This is a genomic window from Amycolatopsis methanolica 239 (assembly GCF_000739085.1).
GTDB lineage: Bacteria > Actinomycetota > Actinomycetes > Mycobacteriales > Pseudonocardiaceae > Amycolatopsis_E > Amycolatopsis_E methanolica.
In genome coordinates, this window is sequence record NZ_CP009110.1 from 4008038 (window position 1) to 4027313 (window position 19276).

A 19276-nucleotide genomic window follows, 5' to 3' on the forward strand; every position below is an offset into this window, starting at 1 on the left:
CAATGCAGGTAACACGCCGCAGACGGCGTGCCGAGCAGGGCCGGTCCGGCGCGCCCGGCCGCCGCGCCCGGCTCGCGACAGCCGGCGCCACCGCCCTGGCGCTCGCCGCCACCGGCACCGGGATCGGTGCCGCGCAGACCCAGCAGTTCGGTGAGGACCAGGTCGGCCAGGTCACCGACCGGGGCCAGGTCGTCTCCGCCGACCAGTACATCGACCCGATCGGCGACCGCCTGGTCCTGAACGACGGCAAGATCATGTCGTCCGCGGTGAGCCCGGACGGCACGCACCTCGCCGCCGCCATCACCGACGGCGGCCTGGCACTGTCCATCGTGGACCTCAGGGGCTGGAAGGTGCAGCAGCTCGTCGGCAACTCCGCGTCGGCGAACCTGCGCATCCCGGGCAACGACGTGGGCCAGGAAGGCCCCACCTACTCACCCGACGGCAAGCAGCTGTGGCTCGGCCAGAGCGACGGCTACCGCAGGCTCACCGTGAACCCGGACGGCAGCGTCGCCAACCCGGTCTTCGTCCCCATCCCGGCGGACGGCCCCCGGCACGCGCTCGTCGGGCAGGCTGTGTTCTCCCCCGACGGGTCCACTGTGTACTCCGCGGTCAACGGCCAGAACCGGGTGGTCGCGATCAACGCGGCGACCGGCGCGATCCAGCAGAGCTGGGCCGTGGGCAACGCGCCGCGGGACCTGGCGCAGGTCGGCACCAAGCTCTACGTCAGCAACGAGGGCGGCCGCCCGGCCCAGCCGGGCGAGCCGACGCTGAAGTCCTACAACACCCAGGTTCCCGCCGACCCGTCGACCGGTGCCACCACCACCGGCACGGTCAGCGTCATCGACCTCGCGAACCCGGCGGCCGCGCCCCGCAGCGTCGACGTCGGCCTGCACCCGACCGCCCTGTACGCCAAGAACGGCGCGCTGTTCGTCACCAACACCGCCACCAACGACGTCTCGGTCATCGACACGGCCAGCGACAAGGTCGTCCAGACCATCGCGACCCAGCCGTGGCCGGAGGCATCAGTGGGCTACGAGCCCGACGCGGTGACCCTCACCGACGACGGGCACCTGCTGGTGACGCTTGGCCGCGCCAACGCGGTCGCCGTCTACCGCTACACCAGCCCGCTCGAGCCGGTCAGCTACGTCGGCCTGCTCCCGACCGACTACTTCCCCGCCGAGATCACGACCGTCGGCAACGACGTGCTGGTGTCCAACACCCGCGGCATCGACGCCCGCCGCCCCACCACCGCGGCCGGGCACGCCACCCACGACACCACCGCCAGCCTGCAGAAGTTCCAGCTGCCCAGCGACGCCGCGATCCACGGCTACACGGCGAAGGTCTTCCAGCAGAACGGGTGGATCGGCAACTCCGTCCAGCTCGCCAAGGACAACAGCAGCAAGACCCCGGTGCCGGTGCCGCAGAAGCTCGGCGAGCCGTCGACGATCAACCACGTGTTCCTGATCGTCAAGGAGAACCGGACCTACGACCAGGTCTTCGGTGACATGCCGGAGGGCAACGGCGACCCGGCGCTGGCGCAGTTCGGCGAGAATGTGACGCCGAACCAGCACGCGCTCGCCCGCCAGTTCGGGCTCTACGACAACACCTACGACATCGGAACGAACTCCGCCGAAGGCCACAACTGGCTGATGCAGGCCGACAACCCGGAGTACACCGAGTCCTCGGCTGGTGAGTACACCCGCAGCTACGACACCGAGGACGACGCGCTCGGGCACCAGCGGACGGGCTTCATCTGGTCCGGCGCCCAGGCGGCCGGGAAGTCGGTGCGCAACTTCGGCGAGTTCCAGCAGTTCCTGACCAAGCCCGCGGGCGCCACCTGGCAGAACCTGTACTGCGACACCAGGAACATGCAGGCAACAGGCCAGAACACGACCTACCCGATGGTGTCGTCCTCGCCGATCCCGTCGCTCAACGACGTGTCGGTGCACGGGTTCCCGAAGTTTGACACCAGTGTGCCGGACATCTACCGTGCCGAGATCTGGAAGCGTGACTTCGCCCAGAACGGGCCGGCGAACCTGAACATGTTCTGGCTGTCCAGCGACCACACCGGTGGCCCGCCCAACGGCGCCGCCCAGGTCGCGGACAACGACGCCGCGGTCGGCGAGATCGTCGACACGATCTCGCACAGCCCGTACTGGAAGGACTCGGCGATCTTCGTCGTGGAGGACGACTCGCAGGCCGGCCTCGACCACATCGACGGTCACCGCGCGCCGATCCAGATCATCAGCCCGTGGGCGCGGCACGGGGTGGTCGACAGCCACTACTATTCGCAGATCACGATGATCCGGACCGTCGAGCAGATCCTCGGGATCCACCCGATGAACCAGAAGGACAGCGCGGCGACGCCGATGGGCGCGGCATTCACCCAGACGCCGGACTTCACGCCGTTCACCGCGCTGCCCAACCGGACCTCCCTCACCGCGGGCCTGAAGACGCTGCCCCCGTGCGGCGCGGACGTGCCCGCTCCGCAGAACGCCACCGCCGCGGCCGTCGCGCCGGACGCGGTGCCCGCGGACAAACAGCAGGTGGCGGCACAGTGGACGGAGTGGCAGTCGCACCAGCGCCTGACCGGGCCGGACGCCGTGCCGGACTACGCCAACCCCGCGCAGATGGACCACTTCACCTGGTACCAGACGCACGGGTGGGCCCAGCCCTACCCCGGTGAGGACCGGATCTACGCCCCGGAGCAGGTTCCGGGCGCCTACATCCCGTCCTCGGAGTCCGAGGGCTGACAGATTGTTGCCCGAGAGGCCCCCGTCCGGAGCGCATCCGGGCGGGGGCCTTTCCACGTGGTGCGAAACCCGCGGACAAGACCGCATTCCGGTCATGCACCGGCGCACAGTTCATGGCGAACCGTGTTCACACGCCAGATTCCTCCATTTACCGCACTTTTCGCCGGCCGGCTTCCCCTCCCCTGTAACGCGGCGGCGCGAGTGCGATCAGGTTCGACGCGAACGCGCGCGTCACCGGCGCCTACCGGATCCTGTGGGGCACCAACCGCCACTGCGCCGGCGGTGCCACCCCGTGGAACACCCGGATCTCCTGCGAAGAGGTCGACACCGGCTACTGCTGGGAAGCGGAATACCTGGTCCGCAGCGCGCTACACGGTTCGCGGCAGCGGGCGTCGCCAGAGCGGTGCTGCTGGTCGACAGGACGAGCGAAAGCAGATCAGCCGCCGTCTACCGGCGCTGCGGCTTCCACCCCACCTTCACGTTCGAGATCTGCGAGAGACCGGCGAGCGAGCATCGGTGATTCGCGCTCGCGGATGTCCGTGTCTCCGTGATGGCTTGACCAGGAGCAGGCGATTGGTCTGCTCCTGTAGGGCGCCAGCTGTGGGGCACCATGAGTTCCTCCTGACCGACGATCAGCAGGTCGCGGAGATCACCCGGTTCAAGGCCGGGCGCGGCTGCATCCGCTGACACATGGGTGGTCCGCGCGCAGCGGTGGGGTCCCGAGCAACTCGAAGAACGCGACCAGAGCCTTTGTCGTTGCCCGGCGCCGCCCAGACCACCCTGCCGGTGTCGTGATCCACCACCACGGCGAGATACGCGGGTGACCGCCTCGCATCAGAGACTCGGTCGCGTGCCCCCGGGTGGTCAGCCGTCCATGATCATGAGGGCGTCGTCCAAGGAGGTTCTCGATTCCGGCGTGTCGAGGGATACCCCGAGTATCCGTTCGATCGTCTCCAGTCTGCTGTAGAGCGTGGGACGGCTCAGCCCGGTGAGCTCGGCGGTACGGGCTTTGGACCCGCCGGAGACCAGGTAGGTGCGCAGCAAAGTCAGCAGAGCGCCGTGTGAGCGCGCGTCGTGGTCGAGCAAGGCGCCGAGCTCCCGTTCGGCGAACGCCTGCGCCCGATGGTCGTCGCGCAACAAGGTCAGCAGTCCGCGAAGCCGGACGTCCGGCGACCGCAGCAGCCGTCGCGACTCACGAGGCCGAGCCCGGCTTCGGCGACGTGGCCGGCTTCGTCCAGACCCTGCGCGGCGTGCACGAGCGCGCCGGACGGCCGTGCCGTCCCGGCGACCCACTCCTCCGTCACGCCCGGCCCGATTCCCTGTCACACACCGCGGCGAGCGCGGATTCCGCTTTGGCGCAGGAAAACACCGCGGTCACCGTGCCTTCCCGCGGCAGGGAGACGATCGCGGTGTGGCCGGCTGTGGTGATGGCGCGGCGCGTCGCGCGTGAGCCCGAGTGCCTCGGCGCGGGCCAGGGCTTCGCTGTCGTCGGTGGTGCGCCCGGCACGCAGGTCGTCCAGCAACCCGCCGTGGTGCCTGCCCTACGAGGGCATCACGTTCCTGCTGGATTATGCGATGCAGGTGCAGGGACTGGGCCGCACGTTCGAGGACCATCGTGACACGTGCCCGGTCCCGCACGGGTTCGGGCAGCAGGAGCCGCGCCCACCGTTCCGGGCCGAGCCCCACCTCGACGGAGGCCCACTCCTCGGCCGCCGGATCCGCCTCCTGCCGTCGCGATCGCTCCGCCCACTGGGCGAGCAGGGGCGCGGTCGGCCTGCCTGCCGCGCAGAAGGTGAGGACACGCCTGTTGAGGTCTTCCAGAACCAGCGGCTGACCGACGAGCTGGGACGCCTGGGGGACGATGTCCGTGGATGAGGCGCACGCGATGTTGCACGAGGTGAACACCTCGTGCGTGGTCCGCGCGAACTCGACCTCCGCATAGCGGTCGGCGACGATCCGTTGTGGACCTCTTGGGTGACCTCGACGAAGCGGATCGCCTTCGACAAGGTCACGACCGGAAGGCCCGCGTCGTCGGCGAACTCGGCCAGGTAGCGCGGCACCTCCGCCAGCTGGGTACCGAGTTCGACGACGAGCCCGGACACGTCGTGCTGGGCGAGGATGTCCAGGTCGGTCCTGACCTTGGCCGGCTCGCCGACCAGCGGAAGGCCCGTGGTCAGCAGCAGCTCGCCCCCTTCGAGCAGGCCGGTGGGGTCGCTCCACTCGCTGACGTGCACCCATCGCACGGCACGGTCGAGATGAGCTCCCCCACCGACGACCTCGGGCACGCCCCTCCGGAGGACGGGCAGGGCGAGCACGTCGCGAACTGTCGGTAGCACTGTCACAGTGTAAAGAATCTGGCGACCTGTTTACGACACGACGGGCGGTACCTCGGCACGCTGTCCTTGACGGACCGATCTCGCGAGTGAGGACGACATGCCACACACCATCGCCCACTGGACCGACACAAGCCGTACCCGGGCACGAGCGGGAACACCACGCCGGTGACGAACCCCGCGACCGGCGCGATCACGGGCCACGTCGCGCTGGCCGGCGTCCCGGACGCCCGGCACGTGATCGGTGCCGCGACCGCGGCGTTCCCGAGGTGGCGCGAAACCTCGCTCACCAAGCGCACGGCGATCCTGTTCCGGTTCGGTGAGTTGCTCAACGAGCGCAAGGAAGAACTCGCGGCCATTATCACCACGGAGCACGGCAAGGTCCGCTCGGACGCGCTCGGCGAGATCAGCCGCGGTCAGGAAGTCATCGAGTTCGCCTGCGGTATCGCGCACCTGCTCAAAGGCGGCCTGAGCGAGAACGCCTCGACCTCGGTCGACGTCAGCTCGCTGCGCCAGCGGCTCGGGCCCGTGGCGATCATCTCGCCGTTCAACTTCCCCGCGATGGTCCCGATGTGGTTCTTCCCCATCGCCATCGCCGCCGGTAACACCGTGGTGCTCAAGCCAAGTGAGAAGGACCCTTCGGCGTCGCTGTGGCTGGCGAAGCTGTGGGCCGAAGCCGGGTTGCCCGACGGCGTGTTCAATGTACTGCAGGGCGGCAAGGACGCGGTGGACGAACTGCTGACCAACCCTGACGTCAAGGCGGTGAGCTTCGTCGGGTCGACGCCGATCGCGCTCACCTGCATCTCCGGCATCGTGTTCCCGTACTGCTCGGAGGTGTACCCGACCGCGATTCGCGCCACCGGCGCCGGGCTCGCCTCGACGGCGGGTAACGCGGGCGGGCTCACCGCACCGGTCGTCATCGGCCTGGCGTTCGGCTCGATCGGGTTCGTCGGCGTGTTCGCGGTGATGGCCGCGCTGCTGGCCGTGGGCGCGCTCGTCATCCGGCTGTTCGGGCCCCGCGTCACCGGCAAGACGCTGGAGCAGGTCTTCGCCGACGAGACCGCCCGGACCGCCCGGACCGCCACGCCTAGCACGCTCGAAGGGAGCGCGTCGTGACGCAGGCCCCCGTCCCGCGGAGGCGGATCTACCTCGCGACGGTCTTCGGCCACCTCGTCGAGTGGTACGAGTTCTCCGTGTACGGTTTCGTCGCCGTCCACATCGGAGCGACGTTCTTCGCCGGCGCCGACCCGATGGCCCGGCTGCTGGCCACCTTCGGCGTGTTCGGCTTCACCTCCGGGTTCCGCCCGCTTGGGCGCCCTGTTCTTCGGCCCGCTGGCCGACCGCATCGGCCGTCGTCCGGTGCTGGTCACGGTGCTGCTGCTGATGTGCGGGGCGACGTTCGCGATCAGGCTGCTGCCCGGGTACGCCACGCTCGGCATCGCCGCGCCGGTGCTGCTCGTCGTGTTGCGCGGGCTGCAGAACTTCTCCGATCGAGAACCGGACGCCCGGGCGGCGCGCCTACTACGGGAGCTGGCAGACGATCACGATCGTGCTCGGCATGATGGTGGCCAGCCTGTCCGCGCTGCTGTTCACCGAGGTGCGCTCCGCCGCCGCGCTGGAGTCGTGGGGCTGGCGGGTCCCGTTCCTGATCGCGCTGCCGCTGGGCCTGATCGGGCTCTACATGCGACTGCGGCTGGACGAGACACCGGAGTTCGCGCAGGTGGCCGCCTCCGGCGAGCACGAACGCGCCCCGCTGCGCGCCACCCTGCGGCACGACTGGCGGTCGATCCTGCGGATCGCCGCGCTGGTGTGCTCGCCGACGATGTGCACCTACGTGCTGCTGGTGTACGGGCCCACGTTCCTGACCACCGAGCTGAAGGTGCCCGCCGCGCAGGCGAAGCTGGCCGGGTTCGCCGCGATGGTCGTGATGATGGTGCTGACCGTGGTGTTCGCGCGCCTGTGCGACCGCGCCGGGCGCAAGCCGTTCCTCATCGCCGGGGCGATCTGGGTGCTGGTCACCGCGCCGCTGGGGTTCCTGCTGCTGCACCGGCTGTCGTTCGGGTTCCTGGTGCCCGGGCTGCCGCTCGTGGTGATCGGCGAGGCGCTGATGCTGGCGCCGCAGCCGGCGATCTTCGCCGGGCTGTTCCCCACCGCCCGCCGGTACAGCGGGGTCGGCATCGGCTACAACATCGGCGTGGTGCTCCTCGGCGGCGCGGGCCCGCTGGTCGCCACCGCCATCGTGCAGGCCACGCAAAGCACCTACGCGCCCGCGGGGTACCTGGCGTGCGGCGCGCTGATCAGCCTGATCGCGGCGATCTGCACGCCGGAGACGCTGCGGCGCGACCGGACGTCCACCGCGAGCTGAACGACCGGAGACCCCCGCAGCCGGCTGCGGGGGTCTCCGGCGTCAGCGGGGCGCGATCACCCGCAGCTGCAGCATCGCGGCGAAGCGGGCCTCCGGGTCGGACAGGTCCAGCTGCGCGACCTCGGCCAGGCGCCGCAGCCGGTAGCGGAAGGTGTTGGGGTGCACGTAGACCGCGTTGGCGGCCGCGTTCACGTCGCCGAAGGAGTCCAGCCACGCGCGCAGCGTCTCGACCAGGTTGGTGTTGTGCTGCCGGTCGTAGTCGAACAACCGGGCGACCGGGCCGGTCGGGCGGTCGCCCCGTGCGGCGACCAGGTCGCGCGGCTCCAGCAGCAGCGCCTCCACCTGGACGTCGGCCAGGCGGGCGACCCGGCGGCCGGTGCGCGGTTCCGCCCGCAGCACCCGCAGCGCCCGGTCCGCGCTGGCCCGGGCGCCGGCCAGTGCCGCGACGTCCTCGGCGACCGGTCCGATCGCGACGACCGCAGGCACCCGCTCCCCCACGCGGTCCACGAATTCGGTCGCGATGGACACCGCCCACTGCTCGCCGTCGCCCTCGCCCTCCACCGGGACCAGCCCGTAGGCCACGTCCCCGACGAGGGCGCTCGCGGCACGCGGGTGCACCGCGGTCAGGTGCATCGCGAGGCCGTCGCTCACCCGTTGCAGTTCGGTCGCCACCCCGGCGTCGTCGCGCTCGCCGGGGCCGCGGTCGGCGAGCGCGAGCGCCAGCACCACCACCGGACGGCCCGCCAGCCCCAGCCGGGCCATGGCCTCGCGTGCTCCGGCGCCGCCTTCGAGCGCGGTGCTGAGCAGTTCGGCGCGTAGGCGGCGGGACACGTCGGTGCCCGCGCGGACCCGCAGCATGTGCAACGCGACGAGCCGCGCCGCCTCCCGCAGCGCCTGCTCGCGTTCGGCGCTGAGCGGCTCCCGGACCGCCGCCCAGATCGAGCCGAGCACCTCGTCGCCCGCCCGCACGGCGACGGCGACCCGGGGCATCGTGAGGCCGTCGAGGTTGACCAGCGCGTCGACGTAGACCAGCCGGTCGCTGCGGTACAGCTCGCGGAACACGCCCCGGTCGGTGAGCATCCGGGCGAAGCGTTCCGGCACCTGCCGTCCCAGGATCGTCTCCACCCGGGACGGGTCGGCTTCGTCCTGGCGGCCGGAGAACGCCAGCACCCGCGAGCGCGGGTCCTCGATCGTCACCGGCGCGTCGATCAGCTCCGCGATCGCGTTGGCCACCGCGAACAGGTCGCCGGAGGGGACGCCGCCCAGCATCTCCGGCTCGGCCTGGCCGACGTCGCCCTCGGCGAGCAGCGCCCGCAGCATCGCGGCCAGCTGCGCCCAGGACGCCCCGCGCGTCAGGCCCAGCAACACCACGCCGGTCTCGTCGACGGCGGCGGTGACCTCCGCCGGCACGGCGACCGGCGCGCGCACCACCAGCCCCGCCGCCTCCTGCTTGCCGAGCCCGCGCAGCAGGCGGACAACGTCCGCCGGCTCGCGGACGCCCACGCCCAGCACGAGCGCGTGGCGGGGCAGCACGGGTTCCTCGAACGGGTCGTGGATCGCGACGCCACCGATGTCCCCGGCGCCGCCCGGGTCACCGTGGACGAGGTCGAGCAGCGTGCCACCGAGGTCGTCGAGGACACGGACCACACCGGCGCTCACCGCGACGCCCCACCTCCTCGCCGGCTCAGCAGGCCACCCGCTCGGTCGCCGTCGTCACCTCGGCCAGCAGCTCCGGCACCGGATCCACCCCGATGCCCGGCCCCGCGGGCACGTCCAGGTGCCCGCCGGAGAGCACGAACGGCTCGATGATGTCGGTGCGATAGTAGCGGTCGGAGGCGGAGGTATCGCCGGGCAGCGTGAAGCCGGGCAGCGCCGCGAGCGCGACGTTGGCGGCGCGGCCCAGCCCGGATTCGAGCATGCCGCCGCACCACACCGGCACGCCGTTGGCGGCGCACACGTCGTGCACCCGGCGGGCTTCCAGGTAGCCGCCGACCCGGCCGGGCTTGATGTTGACGACCTGGCACGCGCCGAGCGCGATCGCGTCCGCGGCCGACTTCGCCGACACGATCGACTCGTCCAGGCACACCGGCGTGGCCAGCCGCTTGGCGAGCTCCGCGTGCCCGAGCACGTCCTCCTCGTCCAGTGGCTGCTCGATCAGCAGCAGCCCGAACGGGTCGAGCCGGGCCAGGTGCCGCGCGTCGGCGAGGGTGTACGCGGTGTTGGCGTCGACCTGCAGCAGCACGTCGTCGCCGAAGCGTTCCCGGACCGCCCGTACCGGCTCGACGTCCCACCCGGGCTGGATCTTCAGCTTGATCCGGACGTACCCGGCGTCGAGGTAGCCGCCGACGGTGTCGAGGAGTTCGCCGACCGAACCCATGATCCCGACCGACACCCCGCACGGCACGCGGTCGCGCACCGCGCCCAGTTCCCGCGCCAGCGGGCGGCCTTGGGCGCGCAGCTCGGCGTCGAGCACCGCCATCTCCAGCGCGGCCTTGGCCATGCGGTGTCCCTTGAACGGTGCCAGCACCCTGCCCACCGCGGTGGCGTCGAGGTGGTCGGCGGCCGCGAGCGCGGGCACGAAGAAGCGCCGCAGCACGTCGGCCGCGCCGTCCACGTACTCCGGCGAGTAGAGCGGGTCGGCCAGTGCGCCGCATTCGCCCCAGCCCACGGCCTCGTCCGTCTCGACCCGCACCAGCAGGATGTCGCGGGCGGTCTGCGTGCCGAACGAGGTCCGGAACGGAGCCACCAGCGGCATCTCGATGCGGCGCAGTTCCACTCCGGTCAGTTTCACGCGCTGTCCTCCTTCGCCACGCGGGTGACGACGTACCACCCGGTCCTGTCGAATCCCGCGACGCGCGCGCCCTCGGCCAGCAACGTGCCGAGCGTGTCGCGCACCGCGATCCGCCACTGCCACGCCAGACGCGGGTCCGCGCGGCGCAGCGTCTCGATGTCCCGCGGGGCGGCGACCAGCAGGGCCGGCCCGTCGAGACTGCCGGCGCGGGGTGTGTCGTTCTCCACGCCGAGCGCCACGACCGCGCCGGGCGGCGCGCTGACGCGGCGGGGTGTGCCGTCGCAGGCTGCTTCGACCTCGGGGGCGCCGATGCGCCAGTGCACCAGCAGCCGGTCGGTGTCGTCGTCGCCGTTGATGTGGTCGTGCATCCCGCCGTAGAAGTTCGGCAGGTACTCCACGGCCTCGGCGGCGAGCTTGCCGAGGTTGAAGTAGGCGTTGCGGCTCACCAGCGGGTCGAAGGTCCACTCGATCACCGAGATCCCCCGCGGCAGCGCCCAGGCGCGCTGGTGCAGCTTGAGCGCCAGCCCGACGCTGCGCCCGGCCATCACCGGGGCCACGCCCGCGATGTGGCTGTGCATCACGCCGGGCGTGCCGAAGAACCCGACGCAGGCGCCCACCAGCTCGTCCCCGACGAAGGCGCCGGAGACGTAGTTGCCCGCCTTGGTCAGCGCGCGCATGAGTTCGGTGGTCACCGGCGGGTTGGCCGGATCGGGGCGCCAGATCAGGTCGAATAGCCGGTACACCGCCTCCAGCTCTCGCAGTTCGGCGACCTCGCGGACGCGGACGCCCGCCGCGACCGCCGCCTTGGCCGCGGCCTCCTCGGGACTGGTCCTCACCGGCGCGCGTCCGTCAGCAGGTCGGCGACCAGTGCCGACACCAGCGCGGTGCGGCCGGGCAGCTCGCCGATCCGCACGTGCTCGGTGTCGGCGTGCGCTCCGCCGCCGACGGCACCCAGCCCGTCGAGGGTGGGCACCCCGGCGCCCGCGGTGAAGTTGCCGTCCGAGGCTCCCCCGACCGCGGCGGCGGTCAGCGGCGCCAGGCCGAGCGTGGCCGCCACCTTCTGCGCGCGGGCGAACAGCGCGGCCGACGACTCCGCTTCCATCGGGGGCCGGTTGGGGCCGCCCAGCACCTCCACCACCGAACCCTCCACAGCGGACTCCAGCGCCCGCATCCGCTCGTCCACCCTGGACTGCTCGGCCGCGCTGCGGACGCGCACGTCGACCGCGAACCGCCCGTCGGCGGGCACGGTGTTCGCCGTGGTGCCTGCGGACAGCACGGTCGGCGTCACGCTCGTGCCGCGCTCGGCGTCGGCGAGACCCGCCACCGCCAGGATCTGGTGTGCCAGCTCGACGGTGGCGTTGACGCCGCGTTCCGGTTCCAGTCCGGCGTGCGCGGCCCGGCCCTTCACCCGGACCTGGTACAGCGACACGCCCTTGCGCTCGGTCTTGAGCGCCCCGCCGTCGGCGGACGCCTCCAGCACCAGCGCGGCGGCGCAGCCCGCGGCCTCGTCCTCGATCAGGGCACGCGAGCTGGGCGAGCCGAGCTCCTCGTCACCGGTGATCAGGATGGTCACCCCGGCCCGGTCGCCGAGCGCGGCCACGGCGTGCAGGGCCATCACCGCCCCGGCCTTCATGTCGAAGCAGCCGGGCCCGCGCAGCACGTCACCCTCCACTGTGTACGGATGCGTGGTCAGGGATCCGAGCGGCCACACGGTGTCGTGGTGGCCGAGCAGCAGGACCCGCGCCGGGCCGCGGCCGAACCGCCAGCACAGGTGGGTCCACCCGTCGCGGACGATCCGGTCCGGCGGCGCCCCGAGGAGCCGCTCGCCGATGCGCGCGAGCGTGTCCGCGCTCGCGGCCACGGCCGCGTGGTCCGCGGACGGCGATTCGCGGGTGACCAGCCGCTCGATGTCGTCGAGCATCGCGGGCAGGTCCGGGAACGGCATGCTCACACCACCTTCGGTGTGGCCCGCACGCCGTGGTGCACGTACCGCTCCCCGGTGGGCAGCGTGTAGAACGTGACCGGCATCCAGGACTCCATCTGCGGGATCCACACCACGAACAGGTCGTCGTCGACCGCGACCAGCTCGTACTCCTCGACCGGGTCGGGCACGAGCTCGGCCAGCTCGCCGGTCACGGTGGTGCGCAGCTTCGGCGTGTCCCCGTCGCGGAACACCTCCATCCGGGTGCTCGCGCGCTCGTAGGTGCCCAGGTGCGGGGTGATGTCGATTGCCACTGGCTCGTCCGTCGGCGCCAGCGGGTGCGGCACGGCGACGCCGGCCAGTTCGGCGAAGATCTCCCGGTACAGGTCCTCGTATAGGCCGCGGGTGTTGCCACCGTTGGTGAGCAGGGTGACCGCGAGCCCCGCGGCGGGCAGCAGGCGCAGGAACGCCGCCTGCCCGATGGTGTTGCCGTCGTGCCCGAGCACCAGCTGCCCGTCCCAGTGCAGCCGGAACCAGCCGATGCCCCACGAGTCGGCCAGCGAGTGCTTGTCCGGCAGGTCGACCTGCTTGTCCGCCATCGCCGCGGCCGCCTCCGCGCTGAGCACGCGGGTGCCGTCGGCGGCCAGGCCACCGGTCAGGTGCATCCGCGCGAACGCCAGCACGTCCGCCGCAGTGGAGTCGATGAGGCCGGCCGGGCCCGCGGACCGCGGCAGCGTCCACACCGGCGCCGTCACCGGTTCCGGCGAGCCGACGTGCCCCACCGCGGCGCGGAACATCAGCGCCTCCTCGGGCAGCGTCACCGTGCGCGTCAGGCCGAGCGGAGTGAACAGGCGCTCCCGCAGCGCGGCGTCCCACGTGCCGCCGGTGAGCTTCTCGATGACCCGGCCGGCCAGCGAGAACCCGGAGTTGCAGTAGGACCAGGTGGCGCCGAGCGGGTGGTTCTGCGCGACCTCGTCCAGCCGCGCCACGTACTTCTCCAGGCAGTCGTCGCCGCGACCGGTGTCGGTGAACACGTCGCCGTCGATGCCGCTGGTGTGGGTGAGCAGGTGGCGCATCGTCACCCCCTTCGTGGTGTCCGGGTCCGCCAGCCGCAGCTCCGGCAGCACGTCCACCACAGGGGCGTCGAGGTCGAGCAGGCCCTCGTCGGCGAGCCGCATGGCGACGGTCGCCGTCCACACCTTGGAGATCGAGCCGATCTGGAACACCGAGTCCGTCGTAGCCGCGACACCGGTGTTCACGTTGAGCACCCCGTGGGCCGCCTGCACCACCTCGTCCTCGGCGCCCACACGCAAGATGCCGAGCGCCGCGCCGGGCACGTGGTGGCGTTCGGCGAGTTCGGTCAGGCGCCGCTGCCAGTGCGCGGCGTCCAGCGGCGTGCGGCGGCCGGGCGTGTGCCGCTCGACCCAGTCCACGACGCGCCGGTTGTAGTCGAGGCGGTGCGAGGGCCGTCCGTTGAGGATGAACGCGTGCGCGCCGCCCGGGTACAGCACCAGCCGGGTGGGCACGCCGCGCTCGCGCAGGGCGGTGTGCCACTGCTGGGCCTGGCCCACCGGGCAGAGCAGGTCGGCGCCGCCGTGCAGCACGAGCGTCGGCGTCCGGACCTGGTCGACCTTCGCCAGCGGCGACATCTCGGCGTAGGCATCGGGGTCGTCCCACGGCAGCGCGCCGAGTTCGTGCGCCGCCAGCAGGTGGCCCTCGTCCGAGGTGCCCGCCATGCTGGTGAGGTCGGTGACCACGCCCCCGGCGACCGCCGCGGCGAACCGGTCGTCGCGGCTGGTGAGGTAGCAGGTCATGAAGCCGCCGTAGCTGTACCCGGTGACGGCGAGCCGGTCCGGGTCGGCCACGCCTTCGGCGACGAGGTCGTCCAGCGGCTCCAGGAAGTCCTTGGCGTCGGCGGCGCCCCAGCCGCCGCGGACGGCGGTGAAGAACTCTTCGCCGTAGCCGTCGCTGCCGCGCGGGTTGAGCAGCAGCACGGTCCAGCCGCGGGCGACGAGTTCCTGGTGGTAGAAGTGGATTTCGTCGGCGCCGCCCTGCCACGCGTTGTGCGGTCCGCCGTGGATGTCGAGCAGCAGCGGCGCGGGGCCGGTCGTCGCCGGGTCGCTCAGCAGCCAGCCGTGCACGACGGTGCCGTCGGAGATGCGGAACTCCCGCTCCTGCGGAGTGAACAGCTCGATGCCGTCCGGTGTGTGTCCGATGAGGACGGTCTCGGCGCCGGTGGACAGGTCCAGGCTGACGATTTCGCCGTAGGAGCCGGGCGTGGTGAGCACGACGGCCGCGGTGGTGCCCGCGACGCTGAGCCCGGCCACGGTGCGTCCGGCGCCGGTGAGCACCGGGCGCGGCGTGCCGCCCTCGACGGGCACCGAGTACAGGTGGGTGCAGCCGCGGTCGCGGACGCAGAACAGGACGCTGCGGCCGTCGTCGGCGAGCTGCGGCCAGGCTCCGGGGTAGGCCGGGCCGCCGGGCATCACGTTGCGGTCCCGTGCGGCGGCGAGGTTCACCGGATCGCCCCCGTCGAGCGGGATGCGGATGAGCCCGGCGTGGCCCTCGGGCCCGCGCTGGTTGCCGACGACGAGCAGCGCGTCGCCGTCCGCCGTCCACGTCAGCGCCGCGGCGAGCCCGTCGGCGAGGCCCACCGCGCGCGGGGCGGCGGCGGGATCGGTCACGTCGAGGACGTGCACCGGGACCCGGATGGCGAGGTCGCGCTCCGCGCCGGTGGCGGCGGCGAAGGCCAGCTTGCCGCCGTCGGGCGACCACGCCGGGTCTCCGGCGTGCCAGTCGCCGCGGGTGACCTGGCGGCAGTCGCCGGTGGCGACGTCGACGACGTGCAGGTGCGCGCGCTTGCCGCGTAGCACACCGGCGCCGTCGGCGTGGTAGTCGAGCCGGTCGGCCACGATGGGCGCGTGGTCGTCCTCGTCCGGGGTGAGGTCGACGGCCGCGGTGAACGCGATCTTCGTGCCGTCCGGGCTCCACACCGGCCGTCCCGCGCCCAGCGGCGACGAGGTGAGGCGCTCGGCCTCGCCGCCGCCCGCGGGCAGCAGCCAGACCTGCGGCGGCCCGTCCACCGCGCGCAGGAACGCGATGCGGCTGCCGTCGGGTGACCACGCGGGTGCGGTGTCGGCGCGTCCGTGCGTCAACCGCCGCGCCTGCCCGGAGGGGACGTCGGCGCGCCACAGGCTGTGCACGTTCTCGTCGGCCGCGAGGTCGCTGCCGCGCAGGACGTAGACGACCGCGTCGCCCGAAGGGGACAGCGCGGGCTGCTCGGGCACGGTCAGGTCGGTCAGGTCCGTGATGCGCTGGCGTCGGGTCACGAGTCGCTCCTTACGAGGGTGGTGGTCGCGGCGAAGTGGCAGGCCGCCGCGTGGCGGTGCCCGGCCGGGGTGGGTTCGGTGTCGCGGCAGACGTCGCGGCCGGGCACCACCAGGGGGCCGACCGGGCATCGCGGGTGGAACCGGCAGCCTGCCGGCGGGTGGTGGGGGTCGGCGGGTTCGGCGTCGGCGACGGCGTCCGGTTCGGACACCTCCGCGGCGGCGGCCGCGGCGAGCAGTTCCCGGGTGTAGGGGTGCTGCGGATCGGCGAGGACGTCCTCCGCGGGCCCCGATTCGACGATGCGGCCCAGGTACATCACGGCGATGAAGTCGCTGACGTAGCGCACCACCGCCAGGTCGTGGGAGATGAACAGCATCGACAACCCGGTCCGCTGCCGCAGGTCGCGCACGAGGTTGAGCACGGTGCCCTGCACCGAGACGTCGAGCGCGGAGGTGATCTCGTCGGCGATGATCACCTCCGGGCGCGCGGCGAGCGCCCGCGCCAGGGCCACGCGCTGGCGTTGCCCGCCGGAGAGCTGGGCAGGCCGCATCCCGGCGCGGTCCGCGGCGAGGCCGACCTGCGTGAGCAGGCGGGCGACTTCGGCGTGCCGGTCGGTCCGGCCGCGCGGCATGGCCTCAGCGATCGAGGCGCCGATCGTCATCCGGGGGTCCAGCGCGGAGTACGGGTCCTGGAACACCATCTGCACCGGGCCGGGCCGCCGGACCGGTGCTCCGTCGACCAGGATCCGCCCGGCGGCGACCGGCGCCAGGCCGACCGCGGCGCGGGCAAGGGTCGACTTGCCGGAGCCGGACTCGCCGACCAGTCCCACGATCGCGCCGTCCGGCACGGTGAGGTCTACCCCGTCCACGGCGGTCGTGCCGCGCCGCCGCGAGCCGTAGCGGACGGAGACGCCCTCGAAACGCAGTTCGCTCATCGCGCCTCCCCCACCCGGATCTGCTCGCGCGGCACGTCCGCCACGGGGTGCCAGCACGCGACTCCGTGCACCAGCGGCGGCTCCTCGGTCGTGCAGCGTTCGATCGCCAGCGGGCAGCGCGGCGCGAACGCACAGCCCGGCGGCCGGTCGGCGGGGTCGGCGGGACGGCCGGGGATGACGGCCATCGGCCGGTCGCGGTCCGTCGTCATGTCCGGCACGGCGGCGAGCAGGGCCCGCGTGTACGGGTGCGCCGCCGAAGCCAGGTCCGCGGCGGGCAGGTCCTCCACGATCCGGCCCGCGTACATCACCAGCACCCGGTCGCACATCCGGCGGACCACCCCGATGTCGTGGCTGATCAGCAGGATCGCGACGTCGTCGGCGGCACGCACGTCATCGAGCAGCCGCAGCACACGGCGCTGCACGGTGACGTCGAGCGCCGTGGTCGGCTCGTCGGCGACGATCAGCGCGGGCGAGCACATGAGTCCCATGCCGATCATCGCGCGCTGCCGCATGCCGCCGGAGAACTCGTGCGGGTACTGCCGGGACCGCCGCCCGGCGCCGGGCAGGCGCACCGCGCGCAGCCGGTCGACGGCCCGCGCGAACGCCACCCGCCGGGTCATCCCCTGGTGGTACCGGGCCACCTCGGCGAGCTGGTTGCCGACCCGCTGGGTGGGGTTGAACGAGGTCATCGGGTCCTGGAAGACCATCGCGAAGGAGGTGCCCAGCAACTGCCGCCGCGCGCGGGTGTCCGCGCCGGGCAGCGACTGCCCCAGGAACTCCAGCCGGTCGGCGTGCACCTGGCCGGGTTCCTCGATCAGTTGCGCGACCGCGAGCGCGGTGAGGCTCTTGCCCGACCCCGACTCCCCCACCACACCAACGGATTCCCCACGCGCTAGCGCGAAGCTCACGCCGCGCACCGGGGTCACCGGCCCAGGAAAGGTGACGTGCAGGTTCTCCACCACCAGCACGGGTTCCGCCGGCTGAGGTGCGGGGGCGTCCGTGGGGCGCGGTGCCGGCGCCTCCCGCTGCCGGTGCCGGGCGGTGTCGGCGCCGATCGCGGTGGCCACCGCCTCGCCGAAGAGGCTGAACGCGAGCCCGGCGACCACCACCGCCACCGTGGGCGCGAGCGCGGCGGCCGGGTGGAGGTAGAGCACGTCGAGACCGTCGCGGAGCAGCCGGCCCCAGTCGTAGTCCGGCGACTGCACCCCCAGGCCCAGGAACGACAGGCCGGCGAAGGCCAGCAGCGTGCTGCCGGTCGTGATGGTCGCGTTGACGACCAGGGGTTCGGCGACGTTCGGCAGGATGTGCCACCCCACCAGGCGGAACCGCCCCACCCCGGCGATCCGCGCCGCGGAAACGTAGTCCAGCGCGGCGACGCGGGCCACCATCGTGCGGGTGAGCCGGGCGAACGCGGGCGCGATGGCCAGGCCGATCGCGAGCACGCTGCCGCGGGCGCCGACGCCGAAGATGACCGCGAAGAACAGCGCCAGCAGCACCCCGGGGAAGGCGACCGCGATGTCGACCGCCGCGGACACCAGCCGTCCCGCCCGCCTGCCGAGCAGCACGGCGGCGGTGCCCAGCAGCAGGCCGGTGACCACCCCGATCGCGGTGGCGGCGAGCGCCAGTTCGACCGACAGCCGGGTGGCGACCAGCACGCGGAAGAAGATGTCGCGGCCGAGTCCGTCGGTGCCCATCCAGTGCTCGGCGGAGGGGCCGCGCAGGATCTGGTTCGTGTCGAGCGCCGCGGCCCGGTCCGACCACAGCAGCGGCGCGAACACCGCCAGCGCGAGCACGGTGACCACGACCACGGCGGCGCTCGCGCTCAGCGGGCGGCGCAGTGCCGCGCTCCAGTTCGACTTCGGCACGTTCTCAGCTCTCCCTGATCGCCGACCGCGGGTCGAGCAGCGCGAGCGCCACGTCGACGAGGAGGTTCACCAGCAGCACCCCGAGGCCGTAGACGAGCACCACGCCCTGCACCAGCGGGGAGTCCTTGGCGAGGATGGACTGCACGATGGTGCTGCCCAGGCCCGGCCAGGCGAACACGTTCTCCACCAGCAGCGTCCCCGCGACCATCGCGCTGAGCAGCAGCCCGCCCAGCGTCAGCGTCGCCGTCAAGGCGTTCGGCAACGCGTGCCGCAGGTAGATCCAGCTGGCCGGCAGCCGCTTGGACCGAGCGGTGCGGATGTGGTCGGCGCGCAGCACGGCGAGCATCTCCACCCGGGTGATCCGGGCCAGCACCGCGGCCGGTCCCGCGGCCAGCGCCAGCACCGGCAGCAGGTAGGACTCCGGCCCGGACCGCCCGGCCACCGGCAGCCACCCGAGGCTGACCCCGAACACGAACACCAGGCCCACTGCGATGAGGAACTCCGGAATCGCCGCCAGGACGGCGGTGGCGGAGGTGAACGCGAGCTCGGTCGTCCGCCGCTTCCCGCCACGGGTGAGCACCGCCATCACCGTGCCTGCCGGGACCGACACCGCGACCGCGAGGAGGAACGCGTACCCCGCGATCTCCAGCGTGGCGGGCAGCCGGTCGCCGATCACCTGCGCGACCGGCAGTCCGGAGCCGAGCGAGGTGCCGAGGTCGCCGGTGAACAGGTTCCCGAGGTAGTGCAGGTACTGTTGCCACAACGGGTCGTCCAGGCCGAGCGCGGCGCGGCGGGCCTCGACGAGTTCCGGCGCGGCGGTCGGCCCGAGCGCGGCCCGCACCGGGTCGCCCGGGATGAGGTGGATCATCCCGAACGCGGCGGTGAGCAGGACCCAGACCGACACCAGCACCCTGGCCAGCCGCCGCACGGCGAACCGGAACCAGACGTTGTCGCCCAGTCCGGCCGGGCGGATCGCGGTGGTCACCA

At 72.7% G+C, this 19276-nt stretch carries 15 protein-coding genes and 3 pseudogenes; 6 read left to right on the forward strand and 12 right to left on the reverse strand.

The genetic code is table 11. The features are described 5' to 3' along the window. Positions 1-2 precede the first annotated feature (2 nt). Positions 3-2753 (forward strand): bifunctional YncE/alkaline phosphatase family protein, encoded by a 2751-nt coding sequence (locus tag AMETH_RS19495; protein WP_017982819.1) that lies wholly within the window; start codon positions 3-5, stop codon positions 2751-2753. A gap of 206 nt (positions 2754-2959) precedes the next feature. Further along, positions 2960-3304 carry an alkaline phosphatase PhoX gene (locus tag AMETH_RS38085; protein ID WP_156131845.1) on the forward strand — a complete coding sequence of 115 codons (345 nt, stop codon included), beginning with the start codon at positions 2960-2962 and terminating at the stop codon, positions 3302-3304. A gap of 121 nt (positions 3305-3425) precedes the next feature. On the opposite strand, the pseudogene AMETH_RS40445 reads toward AMETH_RS38085, so the two are convergent. The 3 genes and pseudogenes from AMETH_RS40445 to AMETH_RS39265 form a co-directional block, all read right to left on the reverse strand. After that, positions 3426-3568: pseudogene (locus tag AMETH_RS40445) on the reverse strand (transposase); the annotation flags it as partial. A gap of 49 nt (positions 3569-3617) precedes the next feature. Further along, positions 3618-3893: a helix-turn-helix domain-containing protein gene (locus tag AMETH_RS39260; protein ID WP_017982820.1), complete on the reverse strand. Its 276-nt coding sequence runs from the start codon at positions 3891-3893 to the stop codon at positions 3618-3620. Positions 3894-3895: 2 nt separating this feature from the next. Further along, positions 3896-4057, reverse strand: coding sequence for a hypothetical protein (locus tag AMETH_RS39265; RefSeq protein ID WP_017982821.1), 162 nt, complete (start codon positions 4055-4057; stop codon positions 3896-3898). A 142-nt stretch (positions 4058-4199) separates the two neighbouring features. Here AMETH_RS39265 and AMETH_RS40450 point away from each other — a divergent pair, with 142 nt between their 5' ends. Continuing rightward, positions 4200-4628, forward strand: coding sequence for a hypothetical protein (locus tag AMETH_RS40450; RefSeq protein ID WP_017982822.1), 429 nt, complete (start codon positions 4200-4202; stop codon positions 4626-4628). A gap of 143 nt (positions 4629-4771) precedes the next feature. On the opposite strand, the pseudogene AMETH_RS42665 reads toward AMETH_RS40450, so the two are convergent. Next, positions 4772-5095: pseudogene (locus AMETH_RS42665) on the reverse strand (PucR family transcriptional regulator ligand-binding domain-containing protein); the annotation flags it as partial. Positions 5096-5186: 91 nt separating this feature from the next. Here AMETH_RS42665 and AMETH_RS42925 point away from each other — a divergent pair. The 3 genes and pseudogenes from AMETH_RS42925 to AMETH_RS19510 form a co-directional block, all read left to right on the forward strand. Then, positions 5187-5878, forward strand: a pseudogene (locus tag AMETH_RS42925) (aldehyde dehydrogenase family protein); the annotation flags it as partial. Between the two features lie 9 nt (positions 5879-5887). After that, entirely contained in the window at positions 5888-6202 is a 315-nt protein-coding gene (locus AMETH_RS42930; protein WP_458645615.1) for an MFS transporter, read from the forward strand. Between the two features lie 442 nt (positions 6203-6644). Next, the gene (locus AMETH_RS19510) at positions 6645-7451 is read left to right on the forward strand and encodes an MFS transporter (protein ID WP_267283488.1); all 807 of its coding nucleotides are present in this window, start codon (positions 6645-6647) and stop codon (positions 7449-7451) included. Between the two features lie 42 nt (positions 7452-7493). Here AMETH_RS19510 and AMETH_RS19515 read toward each other — a convergent pair whose 3' ends face one another. The 8 genes from AMETH_RS19515 to AMETH_RS19550 are packed head-to-tail and all read right to left on the reverse strand — an operon-like array spanning position 7494 to position 19274. Then, positions 7494-9110 (reverse strand): PucR family transcriptional regulator, encoded by a 1617-nt coding sequence (locus AMETH_RS19515; protein ID WP_017982827.1) that lies wholly within the window; start codon positions 9108-9110, stop codon positions 7494-7496. Between the two features lie 25 nt (positions 9111-9135). Further along, positions 9136-10242: an o-succinylbenzoate synthase gene (gene menC, locus AMETH_RS19520; RefSeq protein ID WP_017982828.1), complete on the reverse strand. Its 1107-nt coding sequence runs from the start codon at positions 10240-10242 to the stop codon at positions 9136-9138. Further along, positions 10239-11078, reverse strand: a complete 840-nt coding sequence (locus tag AMETH_RS19525) for a GNAT family N-acetyltransferase (RefSeq protein ID WP_017982829.1) — start codon at positions 11076-11078, stop codon at positions 10239-10241. Before AMETH_RS19525 ends, menC begins: the two co-directional genes overlap by 4 nt. Beyond that, positions 11075-12163 (reverse strand): M20 family metallopeptidase, encoded by a 1089-nt coding sequence (locus tag AMETH_RS19530; protein ID WP_223843232.1) that lies wholly within the window; start codon positions 12161-12163, stop codon positions 11075-11077. The genes AMETH_RS19525 and AMETH_RS19530 overlap by 4 nt, the downstream gene beginning before the upstream one ends. A 26-nt stretch (positions 12164-12189) precedes the next feature. Continuing rightward, complete coding sequence (locus tag AMETH_RS19535) at positions 12190-15492, reverse strand: serine hydrolase (RefSeq protein WP_017982831.1); 3303 nt, start codon at positions 15490-15492, stop codon at positions 12190-12192. Further along, complete coding sequence (locus AMETH_RS19540; protein WP_017982832.1) at positions 15489-16424, reverse strand: ABC transporter ATP-binding protein; 936 nt, start codon at positions 16422-16424, stop codon at positions 15489-15491. The genes AMETH_RS19535 and AMETH_RS19540 overlap by 4 nt, the downstream gene beginning before the upstream one ends. Then, positions 16421-18289, reverse strand: a complete 1869-nt coding sequence (locus tag AMETH_RS19545; protein ID WP_017982833.1) for a dipeptide/oligopeptide/nickel ABC transporter permease/ATP-binding protein — start codon at positions 18287-18289, stop codon at positions 16421-16423. Before AMETH_RS19545 ends, AMETH_RS19540 begins: the two co-directional genes overlap by 4 nt. Before the next feature lie 4 nt (positions 18290-18293). Beyond that, positions 18294-19274 (reverse strand): ABC transporter permease, encoded by a 981-nt coding sequence (locus tag AMETH_RS19550; protein WP_026153175.1) that lies wholly within the window; start codon positions 19272-19274, stop codon positions 18294-18296. Positions 19275-19276 lie beyond the last annotated feature (2 nt).

Bases quoted from the DNA above. Each gene is read 5' to 3' on its own strand.
- AMETH_RS19540 (WP_017982832.1), bottom strand. From the start codon at position 16,424: ATGAGCGAACTGCGTTTCGAGGGCGTCTCCGTCCGCTACGGCTCGCGG.
- AMETH_RS19495 (WP_017982819.1), top strand. From the start codon at position 3: ATGCAGGTAACACGCCGCAGACGGCGTGCCGAGCAGGGCCGGTCCGGC.
- AMETH_RS19510 (WP_267283488.1), top strand. From the start codon at position 6,645: ATGATGGTGGCCAGCCTGTCCGCGCTGCTGTTCACCGAGGTGCGCTCC.
- AMETH_RS19530 (WP_223843232.1), bottom strand. From the start codon at position 12,163: ATGCTCGACGACATCGAGCGGCTGGTCACCCGCGAATCGCCGTCCGCG.